The following is a 17,352-nucleotide window of genomic DNA, read 5'->3' as shown; positions in this document are numbered from 1 at the left end:
CCCGTCGGACCCCGACGCCGAGGGGGGCGCCGATCGTTTGGGCAGGCTTCCCAGTGTAGCCTGTTACCGCTCGGTAGACGCATTAGCCCGCCTTGATTGATAGCGTGTGTGCATTAATCCTTCCAAAACTTGCAATTCACAAGCCAGGAACTTCCGGCGCACCATTGGCGGCGTCAAAAAGCGTCCGTGACGGTTCGATACGTTCCTGGAAGAGACGCATGCGACGATTCATTGGCGGCCCGACCTCCCGGGCTGCAGGTAACACGGAGACAGCGCATGTCACAGCGCCCCCAAGACGCGAGTTCGCGTCATCCCTCGAAAGTCGGCGCGGTCCTGCGCGTGACGGCCGGCAACTTTCTCGAACAGTTCGATTTCTTCCTGTTCGGCTTCTACGCAACCCAGATCTCTCACGTCTTTTTCCCGACGGACAGTGAGTTCGCGTCGCTCATGCTGACCTTCGCCGTCTTCGGCGCGGGCTTCCTGATGCGACCGCTCGGCGCCATCGTGCTGGGCGCGTATATCGACAATGTCGGTCGCCGAAAGGGGCTTGTCACGACGCTGGTCATCATGGCGAGCGGCACGTTTCTCATCGCCTTCGTGCCGGGTTACGCGAGCATCGGACTCGCCGCCCCGGTGCTCGTGCTGATCGGGCGCTTGCTGCAGGGGTTCTCTGCCGGTGCCGAGCTCGGCGGCGTGTCCGTGTACCTGGCGGAAATTGCCACCCCGGGCCGCAAAGGGTTCTACACGAGTTGGCAGTCCGCGAGCCAGCAGGTGGCCATCGTCGTCTCGGCGGCGCTCGGCTTTGTACTCTCGGTCACGCTCACCGCGCAGCAGATCGGGGCGTGGGGCTGGCGTCTGCCCTTCTTCGTCGGCTGCCTGATCGTGCCGGTGATCTTCGCGCTGCGACGCTCGCTCCAGGAGAGTGAGGAATTCAAGCAACGCAAGCATCACCCCGCCGTGGGCGAGGTGTTCCGCTCGATGATGACCAACGCGGGCGTCGTGTTCGGCGGCACGATGCTCGTGGCGCTCACCACGACGGCGTTCTATCTGATTACCGTCTATGCACCGACATTCGGCAAGCGCGTGCTGCACCTCTCGAGCGCCGATGCGCTGCTCGTCACGCTGTGCGTGGGCGTGTCGAACTTCATTTGGCTGCCGATTGGCGGCGCGCTCTCCGACCGTATCGGCCGTCGACCGGTGCTGTTGCTCTTCGCGGGGCTGACGCTGGTGTCCGCCTATCCGGTGCTGTCGTTCCTCGTCCATGCACCGAGCTTCACGCACATGCTGTGCGCGCTGCTGTGGCTGTCGTTCCTCTACGGGATGTACAACGGCGCGATGGTCGCGGCGCTGACCGAAATCATGCCGCCGGACGTGCGTGTGGCGGGCTTCTCGCTCGCCTATAGCCTGGCGACGGCGCTGTTCGGCGGCTTCACGCCGGCGCTGTCGACGTATCTGATCCATGTCACGGGCGACAAAGCCGCACCGGGCTACTGGATGAGCTTCGCGGCGATCTGCGCTATCTGCGCGACGCTGGCGCTGTATCGTGGCCGCCCTCGCGGGCAGGGCAGTGCCCGTTCCGAACTCGCCGCGGGTTGAGCCGCACGGCAGGTGCGCCCCGCCGCTGGGGGCGCGCCTGCCCGCGCACAAACTCGCGCACAAACTCGCGCACAAACTCGCGCACAAATCTGCGCGCAAATCTCCGCATATCTGCGCAGACCCGTACCGAACTCCAAACCTTTCCTGCACCGGATGCCGTCGCGCATCCTCCTTCCAAAAGTAAAAAGTCAGAGAGACATTGCCATGAAAGCCATCTCCAGTCCTGTCCACACGCGTTCGGCGCGACACCTGCTTGTCGCGCTCGGCGCGGGAGTTGCCGTGACAACCCTGCTGGGCGCCGCGCCTGCCAGCGCGCAAGACTTGCACGTCATGAACTCCGGCGGCTTCACGGCGGCCTACAAGTTGCTGCTGCCCAAATTCGAGGCGTCGAGCGGCGATCACGTCGACACGGCGTGGGGTCCCTCGATGGGCAAGGCGCCCGAGGCGATCCCGAACCGTCTGGCGCGCGGGGAGTCGGCCGACGCCGTCATCATGGTCGGCTACGCGCTCGACGGTCTCATCAAGGCGGGCAAGGTGCGGGCCGATTCGCGGGTCGATCTGGCCGACTCGCGCATTGGTGTCGTCGTGAAAGCGGGGACGCCGGTGCCTGACGTCAGCACGCCGGAAAAGCTCAAGGCCGCACTGCTTGCCGCGAAATCGGTCGCGTACTCCGATAGCGCCAGCGGCGTCTATGTCGAGCGCGAACTCTTCAAGAAGCTTGGCATTGCCGATCAGATGCGCGGCAAGGGCGTGATGGTGCAGAAGACGCCGGTCGCGGAAAAGGTGGCGGCGGGCGACTATGCGCTGGGGCTGCAACAGGTGAGCGAGTTGTTGCCTGTCAAGGGCGTGACGTACGCGGGAAAGATTCCTGAATCGCTGCAATCGGTGACGCGCTTCGCCGGCGGCGTGCCGGTCAACGCGCCGCACCCCGAAGAAGCGAAGAAGCTGCTGATGTACATGGCCGCGCCCGCCGTCGCGAAGGAGGTCGGGGCCACCGGTCTCGATCCGCTCGCGCATTGACGCGCCGAGCGTTGCTGAGCGGTGAATGTACGTTTCACCGTTGCCGTACGAGCGCATAATTTTCCTGCGGCATCCTGGGCGGGTTTGACCGACAATGGCGGGTCAGACAACGGCGTCACACGCGATGACGCCCCGCCAAGGAGAGAGACATGGCCCTAGCGCCAGCCCAGCCGCCCTCGGCTGCTCATTCGAGGGCAGTTCCAGCCGACCCGGCGGTGCCCTCTGCCACGACCCTGAACGACATCGTTGCGCTCGACGCGCTGGCGCTATCCGACGCCATTCGCACGCGCCGTGTGTCGTGCCGTGAGGTCATGCAGGCCTATCTCACGCACATCGCCCGGTACAACCCGGCGGTGAACGCCATCGTCGCCCTGCGCGATGCCGAGGTCTTGCTCGCGCAGGCCGACGCGCGCGATCGGCAGTTGGCGGATGGTCAGTACCTGGGTTGGATGCACGGCATGCCGCACGCGGTGAAGGATTTGGCGGCCTGCGCGGGGTTTCCCACGCGCAAGGGCTCGCCGCTCACGTCGTCGGCGCCCGACACACAAGACAGCATCGGCGTCGCACGCATTCGTGCGGCCGGGGCGATCTTCATCGGCAAGACCAACGTCTCCGAGTTCGGGCTGGGGTCGCATAGCTACAACCCGGTCTTCGGTACCACGCGCAACGCCTACGACACGACGCGCACAGCGGGCGGTAGCAGCGGCGGGGCGGGCAGTGCGCTTGCGCTGCGCATGCTGCCGGTAGCGGACGGCAGCGACATGATGGGGTCGCTGCGCAATCCGGCGGCGTTCGGCAACGTATATGGTTTCCGGCCGTCGCAGGGCCGGGTGCCGTACGGTCCGGCACCGGAGATCTTCGTCCAGCAACTGAGTACCGAGGGGCCGATGGGACGAACCGTCGCCGATGTGGCGCAATTGCTTGACACACAGTCGGGCTACGACGCGCGCAGCCCGCTCTCCCTGGCCCGGGGCGCGGTGCCGTTCGCGAGCGCGCTGCAACGCGACGTGAAGGGCGTGAAGCTCGGCTGGCTGGGGGACTACGGCGGCCATCTGCCCATGGAAGCGGGCGTGATGTCGCTGTGCGAGGCGTCGTTGCGCGACTTCACGGCGATGGGATGCGAGGTGGAGCCGTGCGCACCGGACTTCGCGCCGGACCGGCTTTGGCGGACGTGGCTCACGATGCGTCACTGGCTCGTCAACGGCGCGCTGGGCGCGATGTATGCCGATCCGTCGCGTCGCGACCAGCTCAAGCCGGAGGCGCAATGGGAGGTTGCGGGGGGCGACGCGCTGAGTGCTGCCGACGTGTTTCACGCGAGCGTGGATCGTAGCGAGTGGTACCGCTCGCTGGCGCGTCTGTTCGAGCGATACGATTTCCTGTTGCTGCCGTCGGCGCAGGTGTTTCCGTTCGACGCACAAATGCACTGGCCGTCGTCGGTGGCGGGCAAGCCGATGGACACCTACCACCGGTGGATGGAAGTCGTGATCGGGCCGACGCTTGCAGGGCTGCCGGCGGTCAGCGTACCGGTCGGATTCGATGCGCGCGGTCTGCCGATGGGACTGCAAATCATCGGGCCGGCGCAGGCCGATCTTGCAGTGCTGCAACTGGCGCATGCGCACGAGCAGCAAACGCAGTGGGTACGTCGCCGTCTGCCGCCGTTGCTCACGGGCACCGTACGAACCTGACGTCTGCCGGATCGCCGAGACCGTCGGGATGGTCGCGCCGGTCGGGCCGGTCGGGCTGGTCGAGACTTCGGCGTTGCGGCGCGGGCTGGTGCGGCTTACCGGGTGCGGGCGGCTTGCGCCTGGGCGCGCAGGGGACGCAACAACTCGCCCAGCGCGTTGTGATCGATTTCGTGCATCAGCGCGAGCAGGCGGCCGATCTCGCCGGGGGGGAAGCCTTCGCGGGCGAACCAGCTCAGGTAATTGCCTGGCAGATCGGCGACCAGCGTACCCTTGTGCTTGCCGAACGGCATGGGGGTGGTGACGAGGCGCATCAGCGCGTCGGCGTCGAAATCGAGCATGAGGAATGGGCGTGGATGAGATGCACGCGCAGGTGAGAAGCAAAGCGTCACGCTACCACAGGCGTCGCCCGCCTCGTTGGCTATCGCGTCACCCTTTCCGGGAATTCATATGACCCAATCATTCGCTGGCATTGCCCTTTCTGGCGATTTGCCCGGCCTCGACGGCAAAGCACTCGAACCGTTGCGCACGTTCGTCGCCGCATTTTCTCGGCTGTTGACGCGACACCCGGATGAGACGGCGCTGCTCGACGCAGGGAAGGGGCTGCTCGCGCAACTGGTCGCGCGCGACGACTGGTTGCCCGAGGCGTTCGCGGTGCCGCATCCCGAGCACTACCAGCAGTACCTGTTGCATTGCGATTCGGCGCAGCGCTTCTCGATGGTGAGTTTTGTGTGGGGGCCGGGCCAGCGCACGCCGATTCACGACCACACCGTGTGGGGTCTGATCGGCATGCTGCGCGGGGCGGAGGATTCGCAACCCTACCTGCTCGACGCACACGGCGTGCCGGTCGTCGCAGGCGAGCCGGTGCGTCTGTCGCCGGGCGACGTGGAAGTGCTCTCGCCGCGTCTGGGTGACATTCATCGCGTGAGCAACGCCTTCGACGATCGGGTGTCGGTCAGCATTCATGTGTATGGCGCCAACATTGGTGCCGTGCATCGCAGCGTGTTCACCGAATCGGGCGAACGCAAAGGGTTCGTCTCCGGTTATGCCAATGCGCCGTGACCGAAGCCGTGGCGCATCGCTGCCCCAGGCATCCGATTGGACTTGAGCGCGCGCGCTCCTTATTACAGCGCAGCGCAGCGCGCCGGGCGATACGCTCGTTGTCGTCTTCTGCCACAATGGCCGTTTGCGTGCACAGACGCGCACGCGCGTCGCACCGACACTTGCACCGAATCGACGTTTGACGAAATCAAGGAACTGCCGTGTCCTCTCCCTCGACCGACGCGCCGTCGCAGACGGCCGACCAGACATACGCTGCTGGCGATCCGACATTCCCCGAACTGACCTACGCCGACGTGCGTGCGGCGCTGCTCGCCCGTGAGGAGATCGCGTTGCTCGACGTGCGCGAAGAGGATCCGTTCGCGCAGATGCACCCGCTGTGGGCGGCGAATCTTCCGCTCTCGCGCGTGGAAATCGACGCTTGGGCGCGCATTCCGCGGCGCGACACGCGTGTCGTCGTGTATGGCGAGTACAACGGCGAGGACCTCGCGCCGCGCGCCGCCAGCGTGCTGCGCAAGCTCGGCTACACCGACGTCAATTTGCTGACGGGCGGCCTCGACGCGGGCGGTGAAGTCTTCCGCGACGTGAATGTGCCGAGCAAAGCCTTCGGCGAGTGGGTCGAGGGGCTGCGACACACGCCGTCGCTATCGGCGCAGGAAGTGCAGGCGTTGCTCGATGCCCGCGCCGACGTGGTCGTCGTCGACGCGCGCCGTTTCGACGAATACCAGACCATGAACATTCCCGGTTCGACGAGCGTCCCGGGCGCCGAGCTGGTGTTACGTGTGCGCGAACTCGCACCCGACCCGTCCACGCGTGTGATCGTCAATTGTGCCGGACGCACGCGCAGCATCATCGGCACGCAATCGCTCGTCAACGCTGGATTGCCCAACCCGGTCGCCGCCTTGCGCAACGGCACCATCGGTTGGACGCTTGCCGGTCAGGCGCTCGAGCATGGGGCGGACCGCCGGCACCCGGCCGCGGTGCGCGACGCGACGCTGGCCGCCGCGCGCATCGGCGCCGCGGCCGTTGCGGATCGTGCCGGGGTGCGCCGGATTGCGTTGCATGACGTGCCGTCGCTGAGCGTGCCGGGGCGCACCGTGTATCGCTTCGACGTGCGCACGCCGGAAGAGTACGCTGCCGGGCACTTGCCCGACTTTGCCAGTGCGCCGGGCGGACAGCTCGTGCAGGAGACCGATCATCAGGTGCCGGTGCGCGGCGCGTGGATCGTGCTCGCCGACGACGACGGCGTACGCGCGGACATGACCGGGTCGTGGCTCGCCCAGATGGGCTGGACGGTGTACGTCGTCGAGCCGCATGGCGCCGACGCGCGCAGCGCCCAGGGGGGATGGCCGTTGTACACGCCGAGTGCGCCTGCCGCGAACGTCGCGATCGTCGCGCCGGCCGTGCTCGCGCGCTGGCTTGACGAGGCGGTCCCTGGCCAAATCGCGGTGCTCGACGTCACGTCGGGCGTCAACTACGTCAAGCGTCACATTCCGGGCGCGTGGTTCGTCATTCGTGCGCGCCTCGGCGAGGCATTGCACAAAATCGGTCCTGCGCAGCGTTATGTCCTCACCTGCGGCTCCAGCCTGCTCGCGCGCTTTGCGGCGGCCGATCTGCGACGGTTGACCGACGCCGAGATCGTCGTGCTCGACGGTGGCACGCAGGCGTGGATCAATGCCGGCTTACCGCTCGAGACGGGGGAGACCCGGCTGGCCAGCGCGCGCGACGACCGCTACCGCCGGCCGTACGAAGGCACCGACAATGCGGCGCAGGCGATGCAGGCCTATCTTGACTGGGAGTTCGGTCTCGTCGACCAGTTGCATCGCGACGGAACCCACCATTTTCAGGTCGTGTGAGCGAGACTGAAGGGGAGATGGAAAGCGGTGCCGACGGTGCAGTCGGCGGGGGCGGCGCCGCAGTTCCCATGGGCAGACGTGGCATACTTCCGAACTTCTGACGCCGCCGCCTGACGCGTTGATGTGAACCGGGTTCACGTGCACGCGGGCCAGCGCTGCGGCCGCCTCGCTCTCGATTCGACCATGCCATTGCAGCGCTTCATTGCCCGCCGACTGGGCGCCCTCACCGAGCCGAGCACCCGCATTCCTTACGCGTGGGTGTACCACGAGCCCGACGTCTTCATGCAGCGCACGTCATCGTTGAGCGTTGCCAAAAAATACCTGCACCGGCGCCTGCGTCTCGCGCTGAGCGGGCAGTCGAGCCGTGAGGTGCGTCATGTGGCGCCGGGCGCGCGTGTGCTGTGGATATACGGCGGCAAGGCATCGGTGGGCGACGCCGTGATGGACATGTCCGGCCGCGCGTTGCTGCGCGGGCGCGAGGGGCCCGTCGATCTGCTGATTACGCCGGGGCTCAAGAGCGTATTCGAGGGGGACGACATCTTCCGGCGGGTCTACGACGATCCTGCCAACGTGAAGCCGGGCGAATACGACGTCGTCGTGCTGCAGGAGTTCAACTATCCGACGCTGCGGCTGAAGCGAACGTATTTTCCGTCGCTCCCGTTTGCCTGCCTGTTCCGCTTCTTTCACGGTCCCGATCGCAATCAGACCCAATTCAGTCTCGCGGCCGTCAACGACGTTTTTTCACTCGGTCTCGCATCCGACGCGTTGTTTGCGCGTGCCAAGCCCTATCTGCGGCAGGAGTGCACGTTGCCTGAGGCCGTTGCCGAGCACTTGCCGCCGGGGCCGTTTCTGGCGCTTGCGATGGGGGGCGTCGAGCCGCGCCGGACATACGCGCATTGGCGCGAGTTTTTGCAGGCGTACGACATTGCTTACCGGCCGGGGATGCCCAGCGGCATTGTGTTGCTGGGCTCAGGCAACGGTGCCGATGCGGCGGGCGCATTGATGCAGGCAAAGTTCATCCATCTGCAACTGACCTCATATGTTGGTCAGTTGACGTTGCGCGATGCTAAGCGCGTCATCGCGAATGCCGCGCTCTTCGTGGGGGCGGATGGCGGTTTGATGCACGTCGCGCATACGACCGCGACACCGAGCGTCACCCTCTTCGCGAAGGCGGAACCGCCGTATCTTCGGCTCACGCCGGGCTGTCAGTCGACGCCTCTGCAGACCGACTCGGACGTGAGTGCAGTCGATCCTGCGGTGCTGGTCGAGACCGTCGTTCAGGCGCTTGCGGCCACGCAGCAGCGGGCGGGCCAGGCGCTGCCTCACTTCGGCGAACGATAGCCGCACGCGGCCATCGGCCATTCAGACCGATGGCGTATCCCCATTTGGGCCGGTGGCACGGCCCGGGGCTGTGTTGCATCGCCGCAACGCAATTTTCTTACCTCGCCTTACAATGCGACGAACTGGCGGCTCGGGGACGGTCTCGGGCGGGTTCGCTCGCGACGTTGGCCCGATAGGCGTCTGAGCATGCAGTGGGACTTGAGCAATAGGTCACGGAGTTGATGGAGGTTGTCACCGTAGTGATTCTTAGTGCAAGGAGCCAGCGTCATGCCTAAATGTCTGTCTTCGCAGCCCCGCAAGCGGGTTCTCTCCACGGCCATCGGGTGCGCGCTGACTTCGCTTGCAGTGCCAGCGACGGCCGCTACCACCATCAGCACGGATACGGTCATCGTCGCGCCGGGTGACCCTGCCGAGAGTTTCGATGTCATCAATGGCGCGAAGCTTGGGCTCGACATCGGGGTAGCGACGAATTCGATACTCATCGAAGCCGGAAGCGGCTTGGAGACCTCGAATGCCACCGTTGTGTCGACGACAGCGGCGCCGGGTGTTGAGCTTCGGAACGCCAGCGCCATCATCCGAAACTCGTCAACGGTGTCAAGCGCCGCAGGAATTGGACTCTTGATGGGTGGCCAAGCCGGGCTGTCCGCGCCGACAGCGTCCGTCATCAGCAGCACGATCTCCGGGGGGCAGTTTGGCATTTCGGTGTCGTCGAATGGCGTGCTCTCGCTATCCAATTCGGTCGTAAGCGCCGGTACCGGGTTGTCGTCGGGCCTTAACGCGGGGGTTGCCAACTTCGACTCGACCGTGTCTGCGGTGGGTGGTGAGATCAGCGGGAATCTGTCGGGCGTGCTTGCCAGCACCACCAATCAGACGACACAGACAACGTCTACGACGGTGCTCGATGGCGTGAAGGTGAGTGCGGCGAGCGGCCCGGCAATTCTGGTGAAGCCGGCCCAAGCGGGCGCCGGGTATGAAGGACACACGGCGACGATTGATATCTCCGGCGGCACGACGCTCAGCGGCAGCAATGGTTATGCCTTGCAGGCGACGGGCCCGATCACGGCCAACGCGACGGTCGACAACTCGAACATCGTTGGAAACGTTGGTGGCGATGGGGTTGCCACGGTCAATTTGACGTTGCAGAACAATGCGACGCTTAGCGGCGATCTGGTCAATCTGAACTCGTTGGCCGTGAATTCCGGGGCAAAGTGGCTGCTGGCGAATAGCAACACCGTATCTGCTGTGTCGATGAACGGGGGCAGTATCGATATTTCCGGTGCTGCGGTGGGGACGGCTTCCAACCATGTGCTCACGGTGGGTACGCTCTCGGGCAATGGCACGTTTCTCATGAGCACGAACCTTGGGGCGCATACCGGCGACTTGCTCAATGTGACGGGCAATGCGACGGGCGCCTATTCGCTCAATGTGCGCAACACCGGCGTGGAGCCCACCGATTATTCTCCACTCACATTGGTGCGCACGGGCGGGGGTGGTGCGGCGTTTTCGGTCGTGGGTGGCAAGGTGGATGCGGGGGTTTACAGCTATCGTCTGGAGCAGCAGGGAAACAACTGGGCATTGGTGACCGATGCGCCTCCGCCGGATGGCGACGGCGATGCCGGGAGTGGGGGCGATCTCTCGCCGAGTGCGGAAACTGTGTTGGGACTGTCGGGTGCGGGGCCGACGGTTTGGTATGGGGAGGCGTCGGTGCTTCGCTCACGGCTGGGCGAGTTGCGCATTGGCGATCAGAGTGGCAGCGGCGTGTGGGTTCGGACGTTTGGCAAGCAATACAATGCGCATCCGGCTGATGGGGCGAACTATCGTCAGACGCAGTATGGGGTGATGGGGGGTGTGGACGCCAAGGTGGGGGAAGCGTGGGGGGGGAAGTGGTTGGTGGGTGTGATGTTTGGCACGAGTCATAGCAAGTTGAGTTTCGAGAACAGTTCGACGGGGGGCGTGAACAGTTACACCGGGGGTTTGTACGCGACGTGGCTGGGGGCGACGGGCTGGTACTTTGATGGAGTGCTCAAGCTCAATCGATTCCAGAACGATGCGGATGCTGTCATGAGCAATGGCGTGGCGGCGCATGGCAGTTTCAACAACAACGGCATTGGGATGACGTTGGAATTTGGGCGTCATCTCGAGTTCGCGAATCGTTGGTTCTTCGAGCCGTACGTTCAGGCGTCGATGTTGCGGGTGAGTGGGGACGACTTCACGTTGACCAATGGCATGACGTCGAGCACATCGCACACGGGGTCGGTTGAAGCGCGAATTGGGGCGGCGTTTGGCCGGACGTTCGAATTGCCTGGAGGGGGATTGTTGCAGCCGTATTTGAAGATAGCGATTGCGCAGGAGTTCATCACGAGCAATCGGATTACGGTGAACGGCCTCAACTTCAACAATGACGAGTCTGGGACGCGGGCGGAGATTGGTGCTGGCGTAGTGGGGCAGCCTCGTCGGAATTTGCAGTTGTATGCGGAAGTTGAGACGGGGACTGGGCGTCGGATTAGTCAGCCGTGGGGCGCGCAGATCGGGGTGCGTTACGCATTCTGATGCATTGTGAAATCGTGGTGACGGGGTGTGCGGTTTGGCGTTGCGGCGACGCGGGCGTTGTGCGACGCCTGGGGGTGTAAGTGAATGTACGTGAACGTATGTGGATGAGGCGGGAAGGTGTGGGGGGGGGGGAGACGGAGCGGGGCCCCTTTCTGCAGCGAGTTGGGTTTATGTCTGAGCGGCGGAAAGGGGCCCCGGTCCGTCGGGGAGGCACTGCAGGGGCGAGAAGTAGTGGTGGGTAAGCGGGTCAGAGCGCGGCGGAATAGATGGCAGACGCGTCGTCTTGAGAGACCTCGCGGGGGTTATTGACGAGAAGTCGCGTTTGGAGCATGGCGTCGTGGGCCATGCGGGGGATGTCGTTGGGTTTGACGCCGACTTCGCGCAGCGTGCGTGGGATGGCGGTGTTGACGATCAAGGCGTCGATGAATTCGATGAGGGCATGGGTTTTGGCTTCATCGCTGCCGGCGGGTTGGGTGGGGAGGATAACGTCGGCGAGTTCGGCGTAGAGTTTGGATGTGGCTGGGGCATTGAAGCGCATGACGTGGGGAAGCACGAGGGCGTTCGAGAGGCCGTGAGCGACGTGGAAGATGCCGCCGATGGGGTAAGCGAGGGCGTGAACGGCGGCGACGGGCGAGTTTGCGAACGATTGTCCGGCGAACATGGCGCCGACCAGCATGGCTTCTCGGGCGTTGCGGTCGTTGCCGTCGTGGCAGGCGGGCAGGAGGTTACGCGAGAGCAGGTCGAGGGCCTTTACGGCGAGCATGTCCGAGATGGGGTTTTTCAGTTTTGCGGACGTATAGGCTTCGATGGCGTGGACCATCGCGTCGATACCGGTGGCGGCGGTCGCGGCGCGTGGGAGGCCGAGGGTGAGTTCGGCGTCCAGGATGGCGAGATCGGCGAAAAGTTGGGGGGCGACGACGCCCATCTTCGTTGTCTCGCCGGTGGTGACGATCGACACGGCGGTCACTTCCGAGCCGGTGCCGGCTGTCGTTGGCATTTGCACCAGCGGCAGGCGCGTGCCGGTCACTTTCTTGATACCGTACAACTCGTTGATCGACTGTGTGCCGGGCAGCAGCACGGCGAGCAGCTTTGCTACGTCCATTGACGAGCCGCCGCCGAGTCCCAGCACGATTTCGGCGTTGGCGGCGCGAGCGCGCTGGGCCGCTTCCAGGACGACGTGTTCGGGCGGGTCGGCGATCACATCGTCGATCACCGAGACTTGCCAGTCGTGCTTGGCCAGATCTGCCAGTGCCGGGCTTAGCAATCCGCTTTTGTGTAAAAAGCCGTCCGTCACCACGCACAGGCGCGTGCCCGTCGGGTATTGCTCACGCATGAGCGCACCCAGACGACGCGCCGCGCCGAATTCCACCACGACGGTCGGGACCGTCTGGAAACGAAAAGCGTTCATGTTCGATGTCCTTTTGAGATCGGCTCGGGCGCCACGCCACACCTATGCGACACGTATGCGACACCTACGCGACATTGACGAGAGTCGTTGACCGATGCGCCGTGCTGCCTCGGCGATGTCGGTGCGGTGCGGTGCCGATGCCAGGCGCGTCACACCTGCAGACAAAGATACTTCAGTTCGAGGTATTCCTCGATGCCGTAGTGCGAGCCTTCGCGGCCCACCCCGGATTGCTTGATGCCGCCGAATGGCGCGACCTCATTCGAGATCAGCCCGGTATTGAGGCCGACCATGCCGTACTCGAGAGCCTCTGCCGTGCGCCAGGCACGTGCGATGTCGCGCGTGTATAGATAGGCCGCGAGACCGAACTCGGTGTCGTTCGCCAGTGCCACGGCATCGGCGTCGCGTGTGAAGCGGAACAACGGCGCCACCGGACCGAAGATTTCCTCGCGGGCCACGCGCATCTGCGACGTCGCGTCGGCGATCACCGTCGGGGCATAGTACGTGCCGCCCAGCGCGTGCGTCTCGCCGCCCACCAGCACGCGGCCGCCCCGCGATTTCGCGTCTTCGACCAGCGCCACCACTTTGTCAACGGCGCGGCCTTCGATCAGGGGACCGATGACCACACCGTCCTCCAGACCGTTGCCAACCTTCATCTCGGCGACGCGCTTCGTGAATTTTTCAGCGAACGCGTCGTAGATGCCATCCTGGATATAGAAGCGGTTTGCGCACACGCACGTCTGACCGCCGTTGCGATACTTTGCCGCAATCGCGCCCTCGATCGCGGCGTCGAGATCGGCATCGTCGAACACGATGAACGGCGCGTTGCCCCCCAACTCCAGCGACAGGCGCTTGACCGTCGGCGCACACTGCGCCATGAGCAGGCGGCCGACGCCCGTCGAACCGGTGAACGACAGCTTGCGCACGCTCGGATGCGCGGTGAGCACACCGCCCACGGCGCGTGCGTCGCCGGTCACGACCTGGAACACGCCGCCCGGAATTCCGGCACGGTGGGCCAGCTCGGCCAGCGCAAACGCCGAGAGCGGCGTGAGTTCGGACGGCTTCACCACGATGGCGCAGCCAGCGGCCAATGCCGGCGCGACCTTGCGCGTAATCATGGCTGCCGGGAAATTCCATGGCGTGATGGCCGCACACACGCCGACCGGCTGTTTGAGCGTGACAAGGCGCTTGTCCGAGGCGGGCGTGGCGAGCACGTCGCCGTCCACACGCTTGGCTTCTTCCGCAAACCACTCGATAAAGCTCGCGGCATAGGCAATCTCGCCGCGTGCCTCGGCCAGCGGCTTGCCCTGTTCGCGCGTCATCAGATACGCCAGATCGTCCGTGTTCGCGACCATCAGATCGAACCAGCGGCGCAGGACAGCGGCGCGCTCCTTGCCGGTGCGTGCCGCCCACGGCTTCTGCGCGGCTTCGGCAGCAGCCACGGCCCGCGTCGTCTCCGCCTCACCAAGTGCCGGCACCTTTGCCAGCACGTCGCCCGTGGCGGGGTCGAGAACGTCGAACGTCTTGCCGCTGTCGGCCGCGATCCATCGACCGTCGACCCAGGCGAGTGTCTTTAACAGGGTGGTGTCTTTGAGTTGCATGGCAGTTGGCCGGGTTCGCCGGCGATTCCCGTTGATGAAAGGGTGCGCCGCAGAATGTCGAAAGGCGCTTGCTGTTCCGTCTATTGAACGATATTCTTCATATTGAATTTGATTCTACGTATCGAACGTTGTCGGTGCAACCAAGGGGTTTTCCTAGGGCGTAGCGCGCACGACTCGCCTGCCGCCTGCCGCCTGCCGCATGCACATGGCGTGGCCTGCCTCCGATTGGGCTGCACGACCCCGTCGCCAGTTCCTGACGCCCGAATCTCGAATCTCGAATCTCGATTGCCGATCCATGCCCAAGCGCAAACTCGACATACCCGCGAACACCGCCGCCGGCGTCCTCGACGCCGAGCCGATCAAGACCACATCGCCGGCCGTGGTGCGCGCCGTTCATATCCTCGATGCGATTGGCGCGGCGTCGACACCGCTCGCGCTCGCCGATCTGGCCCGAGCGACGGGCGTGCCCAAGAGCACGCTGCATGGTCTGTGCGACACGCTGGTCAAGCTCAGGCTGGTGAAGCGCCACGCCAACGGCGGCATGACGATGGGCTCGCATGTGATGAGATGGGCGAATGCGTTTCTGTCGCAGACCCACCTCACCGAAGAGTTTCGTACCGTCTGGGAAGCGTCGCACACGTTTGCCCAGGAAACCGTGACGCTTTCCGTGCTCGATGGCACAGAGGTCATCTATCTCGCCTGTCACAATGGCAACCGGCCGCTCGGCGTGACATTTCGCATCGGCATGCGACTACCCGCGCCCTACACGGCAACCGGCAAGGCCATGCTCTCGACGCTGCCCCCCGGCGAGGCTGCCGACATGCTCGCCGGCGCATGGCCCGAACCGCTCACGCGGGCCAGCGTGGGGACCTTTGCTGCGTTGGCCGAAGAAATGGCGCAAGTGCGTCGCGATGGCTATTCAATCGACAACGGGCAGATGCATGAAGGCATGATCTGTTTCGGCGCGCCGGTGTTCGACGCGAGCGGCGAGCACGCCGTCGCAGCGCTTGCCGTGAGCTTCCTCACGAACGAGATCGACGCCGAGACGGGACGGCGCATTGGGCGTCAGATGCGCGAGTTGGCGGACCAATTGTCGGTGCGTCTTGGGGCGCCGGTGCAACGTTGAGTCGATGGGCGGTCGCCATTGCGCCGACACCATCCTCACCATTCAGGCCCGGTTTGCGATGACCCTCAGGCTGCGACGTCTGGGCGGGGCCGCTCATACATCGGAATTTTCCCAGGTGCGGCGATGACGCCGAGCGGGAAACGCTGACTTCCCCCAACAGGTGACGCGACGCCCCCTCGGGGGGCGGGGACGCTTTCGCCCGAACGTCGCGAGATAGCGTATTCATTCGGTCAGTCGGAGGCTATCTTCCGGTGAGGTGGGGGCTGGGCATGGCCGACAGCGTCGTCTGGCCGCTCGATTGTTATCGTTGGCGGAACAGTCATGTCCGTTGATGCGGGCTATTCCCTAAGGGTTATCACTGGCATCATTGGGCCTTGACCGATGTCCAGACAAGCCAGAGGAAGCGTAGGGAAGCGCGATCCCGGCGGTGCCATGGGGCGGACATCCATTCGGGAAGCACTACGCCATGTCCAATATCGCAATCGTCTATTACTCGCAAGGCGGCGCAACCGCCATGATTGCCCATTCTGTCGCCCAGGGCGTGAACGACGCCGGTGCGCACGCGCAATTGCTCAGCATCGAGCCGCACCAATTCATCGACGGACAGTGGCACGACGACGCCATGCTCGCGCGGTTGGCCGCTGCGGATGCCATCATCTTTGGCGCGCCGGCATTCCAAGGGGGGATCGCCGCCCCGTTCAAGGCATTTGCCGACGCGACGACCGGCATGTGGCGCGTGCGAGGCTGGCGCAACAAGGTGGCCGGCGGATTCTCGTTCAGCTATCGCGCTGGCGAGCAAAAGCGCGACACGCTCGATTATTTCGCGGCGCTTGCCGCGCAGCACGCAATGGTGTGGGCCGATGCCGACGATTCCGAACTCGCGCCGCGCACGTTGTCCAATCGGCGGCGTCCCGGCGATTTTTCCGCCGTCACGGCGCCGGGCACGGAAGTCGATGCGGCGTATGCACTCGACCCGGCGGACGTGATCGCCGGCAAGCACTATGGTCGCCATGTGGCCGCGCTGGTCGCAAGCCTGGCGGGAGAAGTGCTCGAGTCGCCCGCGGTGCTGGCACGTCGTGCGCGCGAGGCGGCCGAGCGCCGGCTTTGATCACGGATCCACGGCTTTACAGTTTTACGGCTTTACGGTTTCACGGATCCACGGATCCACGGATCCACGCACGCATGGCTTCATGGCTTCCGGGCCGCGATAGCTCGCCGAAGATTCATGCGCAGAACCTGAGACAAAGGCGTGGGCGCCATTTGAATGCCCCCGAACCTGGACATCGATTCCACGGCCGGGACCCGTTCAAATGGCGCCCACGCCTTTTTGCATGGGCGGGGCCGGCTCAGTTGCCCGGTGCGTCGTGCGCGGGTTCAGCGTGGATCTGCAGCACGGCATCGCGCTTGGCCAGCAGGTGCTTGCGCAGGATCTCGCCAAGGCGCTTGCCGTCGCGCTTTTCCAGCGCATCGATCATCTGCTCGTGCTCGGCAATGGCGCGGTCCCATTTGTCCGCGTGGAAATTCGAGCGAAAGCGCAGCGCCATGAGACGGCGATTGATCGAGACATAGGTCTGGCGCAACGCGCCGTTACGCGCTGCTTCATTGATGCGGTCGTGAATGGCCTGATTGCGGGCGTAATAGCCCGGCAGATCCTGCTGCGCGCGGCAAGCGAGCATCGCGTAATGCAGTGCCTTGATCTCGGCCAGTTCGACGGGTGTCATCCGCTCGGCGGCCAACTCGCCGGAAAACGCTTCGAGCGCGCTCATCAACTCGAACATCTCCCGGATTTCCTTCTCCGTCATGCGCGCGACGCTCGCACCGCGATTCGGCGCGATCTCGATGAGCCCCTCTGCCGCCAGCACTTTGAAAGCTTCACGCAACGGCGTTCGCGAGATGCCGAGGGTCTCGCACAACTCGCGTTCGTTGAGCTTTACACCGGGCGAGAGCACACCCTCGATGACGAGCTTGCGCAGGTGCTCGACGACCGTGTCGTGCAGACGCAGGCGCTCCACACGCGGAATCTCTGGGGCGGCAATCGTCGACGTGTTTTCCATTTTTTGCATTCAAAATCGGCAAGCCTCAATGAATGAGATTGTAACGTACCGCGCGAGGCACC

13 protein-coding genes are annotated in these 17,352 nt (G+C 64.6%); 9 read left to right on the top strand and 4 right to left on the bottom strand.

Annotation, left to right across the window (positions count from 1 at the left end):
• Positions 1–276: 276 nt before the first annotated feature.
• From ACE3UG_RS06380 to ACE3UG_RS06370, 3 genes are all read left to right on the top strand, one after another.
• On the top strand, positions 277–1,596 hold the full coding sequence (locus ACE3UG_RS06380; RefSeq protein ID WP_374621191.1) for an MFS transporter: 1,320 nt from the start codon (positions 277–279) through the stop codon (positions 1,594–1,596).
• Between the two features lie 204 nt (positions 1,597–1,800).
• A complete protein-coding gene (locus ACE3UG_RS06375) occupies positions 1,801–2,616 on the top strand; it encodes a substrate-binding domain-containing protein (RefSeq protein ID WP_374621188.1) in 816 nt (271 codons plus the stop codon).
• Between the two features lie 149 nt (positions 2,617–2,765).
• Positions 2,766–4,301, top strand: a complete 1,536-nt coding sequence (locus ACE3UG_RS06370) for an amidase (protein WP_374621185.1) — start codon at positions 2,766–2,768, stop codon at positions 4,299–4,301.
• 95 nt (positions 4,302–4,396) lie between these two features.
• On the opposite strand, the gene ACE3UG_RS06365 is transcribed toward ACE3UG_RS06370, so the two are convergent.
• Entirely contained in the window at positions 4,397–4,639 is a 243-nt protein-coding gene (locus ACE3UG_RS06365; protein ID WP_374621183.1) for a DUF3820 family protein, read from the bottom strand.
• A gap of 109 nt (positions 4,640–4,748) precedes the next feature.
• On the opposite strand from ACE3UG_RS06365, the gene ACE3UG_RS06360 reads away from it, so the two are divergent.
• The 4 genes from ACE3UG_RS06360 (at position 4,749) to ACE3UG_RS06345 (ending at position 11,104) form a co-directional block, all read left to right on the top strand.
• The gene (locus ACE3UG_RS06360; RefSeq protein WP_374621181.1) at positions 4,749–5,360 is read left to right on the top strand and encodes a cysteine dioxygenase; all 612 of its coding nucleotides are present in this window, start codon (positions 4,749–4,751) and stop codon (positions 5,358–5,360) included.
• A 278-nt stretch (positions 5,361–5,638) separates the two neighbouring features.
• Entirely contained in the window at positions 5,639–7,213 is a 1,575-nt protein-coding gene (locus tag ACE3UG_RS06355; RefSeq protein WP_374621540.1) for a rhodanese-related sulfurtransferase, read from the top strand.
• A gap of 183 nt (positions 7,214–7,396) precedes the next feature.
• Positions 7,397–8,554, top strand: coding sequence for a glycosyltransferase family 9 protein (locus ACE3UG_RS06350; protein ID WP_374621178.1), 1,158 nt, complete (start codon positions 7,397–7,399; stop codon positions 8,552–8,554).
• Positions 8,555–8,821: 267 nt separating this feature from the next.
• Entirely contained in the window at positions 8,822–11,104 is a 2,283-nt protein-coding gene (locus ACE3UG_RS06345) for an autotransporter outer membrane beta-barrel domain-containing protein (RefSeq protein ID WP_374621175.1), read from the top strand.
• Positions 11,105–11,351: 247 nt separating this feature from the next.
• On the opposite strand, the gene ACE3UG_RS06340 is transcribed toward ACE3UG_RS06345, so the two are convergent.
• Both ACE3UG_RS06340 and ACE3UG_RS06335 read right to left on the bottom strand, forming a co-directional pair.
• Positions 11,352–12,512 carry an iron-containing alcohol dehydrogenase gene (locus ACE3UG_RS06340; RefSeq protein ID WP_374621172.1) on the bottom strand — a complete coding sequence of 387 codons (1,161 nt, stop codon included), beginning with the start codon at positions 12,510–12,512 and terminating at the stop codon, positions 11,352–11,354.
• Between the two features lie 149 nt (positions 12,513–12,661).
• The gene (locus ACE3UG_RS06335) at positions 12,662–14,110 is read right to left on the bottom strand and encodes an NAD-dependent succinate-semialdehyde dehydrogenase (RefSeq protein WP_374621169.1); all 1,449 of its coding nucleotides are present in this window, start codon (positions 14,108–14,110) and stop codon (positions 12,662–12,664) included.
• Positions 14,111–14,405: 295 nt separating this feature from the next.
• Here ACE3UG_RS06335 and ACE3UG_RS06330 point away from each other — a divergent pair, with 295 nt between their 5' ends.
• On the top strand, positions 14,406–15,236 hold the full coding sequence (locus ACE3UG_RS06330) for an IclR family transcriptional regulator (protein WP_374621166.1): 831 nt from the start codon (positions 14,406–14,408) through the stop codon (positions 15,234–15,236).
• A 466-nt stretch (positions 15,237–15,702) separates the two neighbouring features.
• Complete coding sequence (locus tag ACE3UG_RS06325; protein WP_374621163.1) at positions 15,703–16,344, top strand: flavodoxin family protein; 642 nt, start codon at positions 15,703–15,705, stop codon at positions 16,342–16,344.
• Positions 16,345–16,582: 238 nt separating this feature from the next.
• Here the strand turns inward: ACE3UG_RS06325 and ACE3UG_RS06320 are convergent, their stop codons facing one another.
• Positions 16,583–17,299, bottom strand: coding sequence for a GntR family transcriptional regulator (locus tag ACE3UG_RS06320; RefSeq protein WP_374621160.1), 717 nt, complete (start codon positions 17,297–17,299; stop codon positions 16,583–16,585).
• Between the last annotated feature and the right edge of the window lie 53 nt (positions 17,300–17,352).

The sequence above is a fragment of the Pandoraea sp. genome (assembly GCF_041919235.1).
GTDB lineage: Bacteria > Pseudomonadota > Gammaproteobacteria > Burkholderiales > Burkholderiaceae > Pandoraea.
This window is presented reverse-complemented; position numbering and strand designations above follow the sequence as displayed.

Bases quoted from the DNA above. Each gene is read 5' to 3' on its own strand.
- ACE3UG_RS06365 (WP_374621183.1), bottom strand. From the start codon at position 4,639: ATGCTCGATTTCGACGCCGACGCGCTGATGCGCCTCGTCACCACCCCC.
- ACE3UG_RS06340 (WP_374621172.1), bottom strand. From the start codon at position 12,512: ATGAACGCTTTTCGTTTCCAGACGGTCCCGACCGTCGTGGTGGAATTC.
- ACE3UG_RS06330 (WP_374621166.1), top strand. From the start codon at position 14,406: ATGCCCAAGCGCAAACTCGACATACCCGCGAACACCGCCGCCGGCGTC.
- ACE3UG_RS06350 (WP_374621178.1), top strand. From the start codon at position 7,397: ATGCCATTGCAGCGCTTCATTGCCCGCCGACTGGGCGCCCTCACCGAG.
- ACE3UG_RS06325 (WP_374621163.1), top strand. From the start codon at position 15,703: ATGTCCAATATCGCAATCGTCTATTACTCGCAAGGCGGCGCAACCGCC.
- ACE3UG_RS06380 (WP_374621191.1), top strand. From the start codon at position 277: ATGTCACAGCGCCCCCAAGACGCGAGTTCGCGTCATCCCTCGAAAGTC.
- ACE3UG_RS06320 (WP_374621160.1), bottom strand. From the start codon at position 17,299: ATGCAAAAAATGGAAAACACGTCGACGATTGCCGCCCCAGAGATTCCG.
- ACE3UG_RS06375 (WP_374621188.1), top strand. From the start codon at position 1,801: ATGAAAGCCATCTCCAGTCCTGTCCACACGCGTTCGGCGCGACACCTG.
- ACE3UG_RS06360 (WP_374621181.1), top strand. From the start codon at position 4,749: ATGACCCAATCATTCGCTGGCATTGCCCTTTCTGGCGATTTGCCCGGC.
- ACE3UG_RS06345 (WP_374621175.1), top strand. From the start codon at position 8,822: ATGCCTAAATGTCTGTCTTCGCAGCCCCGCAAGCGGGTTCTCTCCACG.
- ACE3UG_RS06370 (WP_374621185.1), top strand. From the start codon at position 2,766: ATGGCCCTAGCGCCAGCCCAGCCGCCCTCGGCTGCTCATTCGAGGGCA.
- ACE3UG_RS06335 (WP_374621169.1), bottom strand. From the start codon at position 14,110: ATGCAACTCAAAGACACCACCCTGTTAAAGACACTCGCCTGGGTCGAC.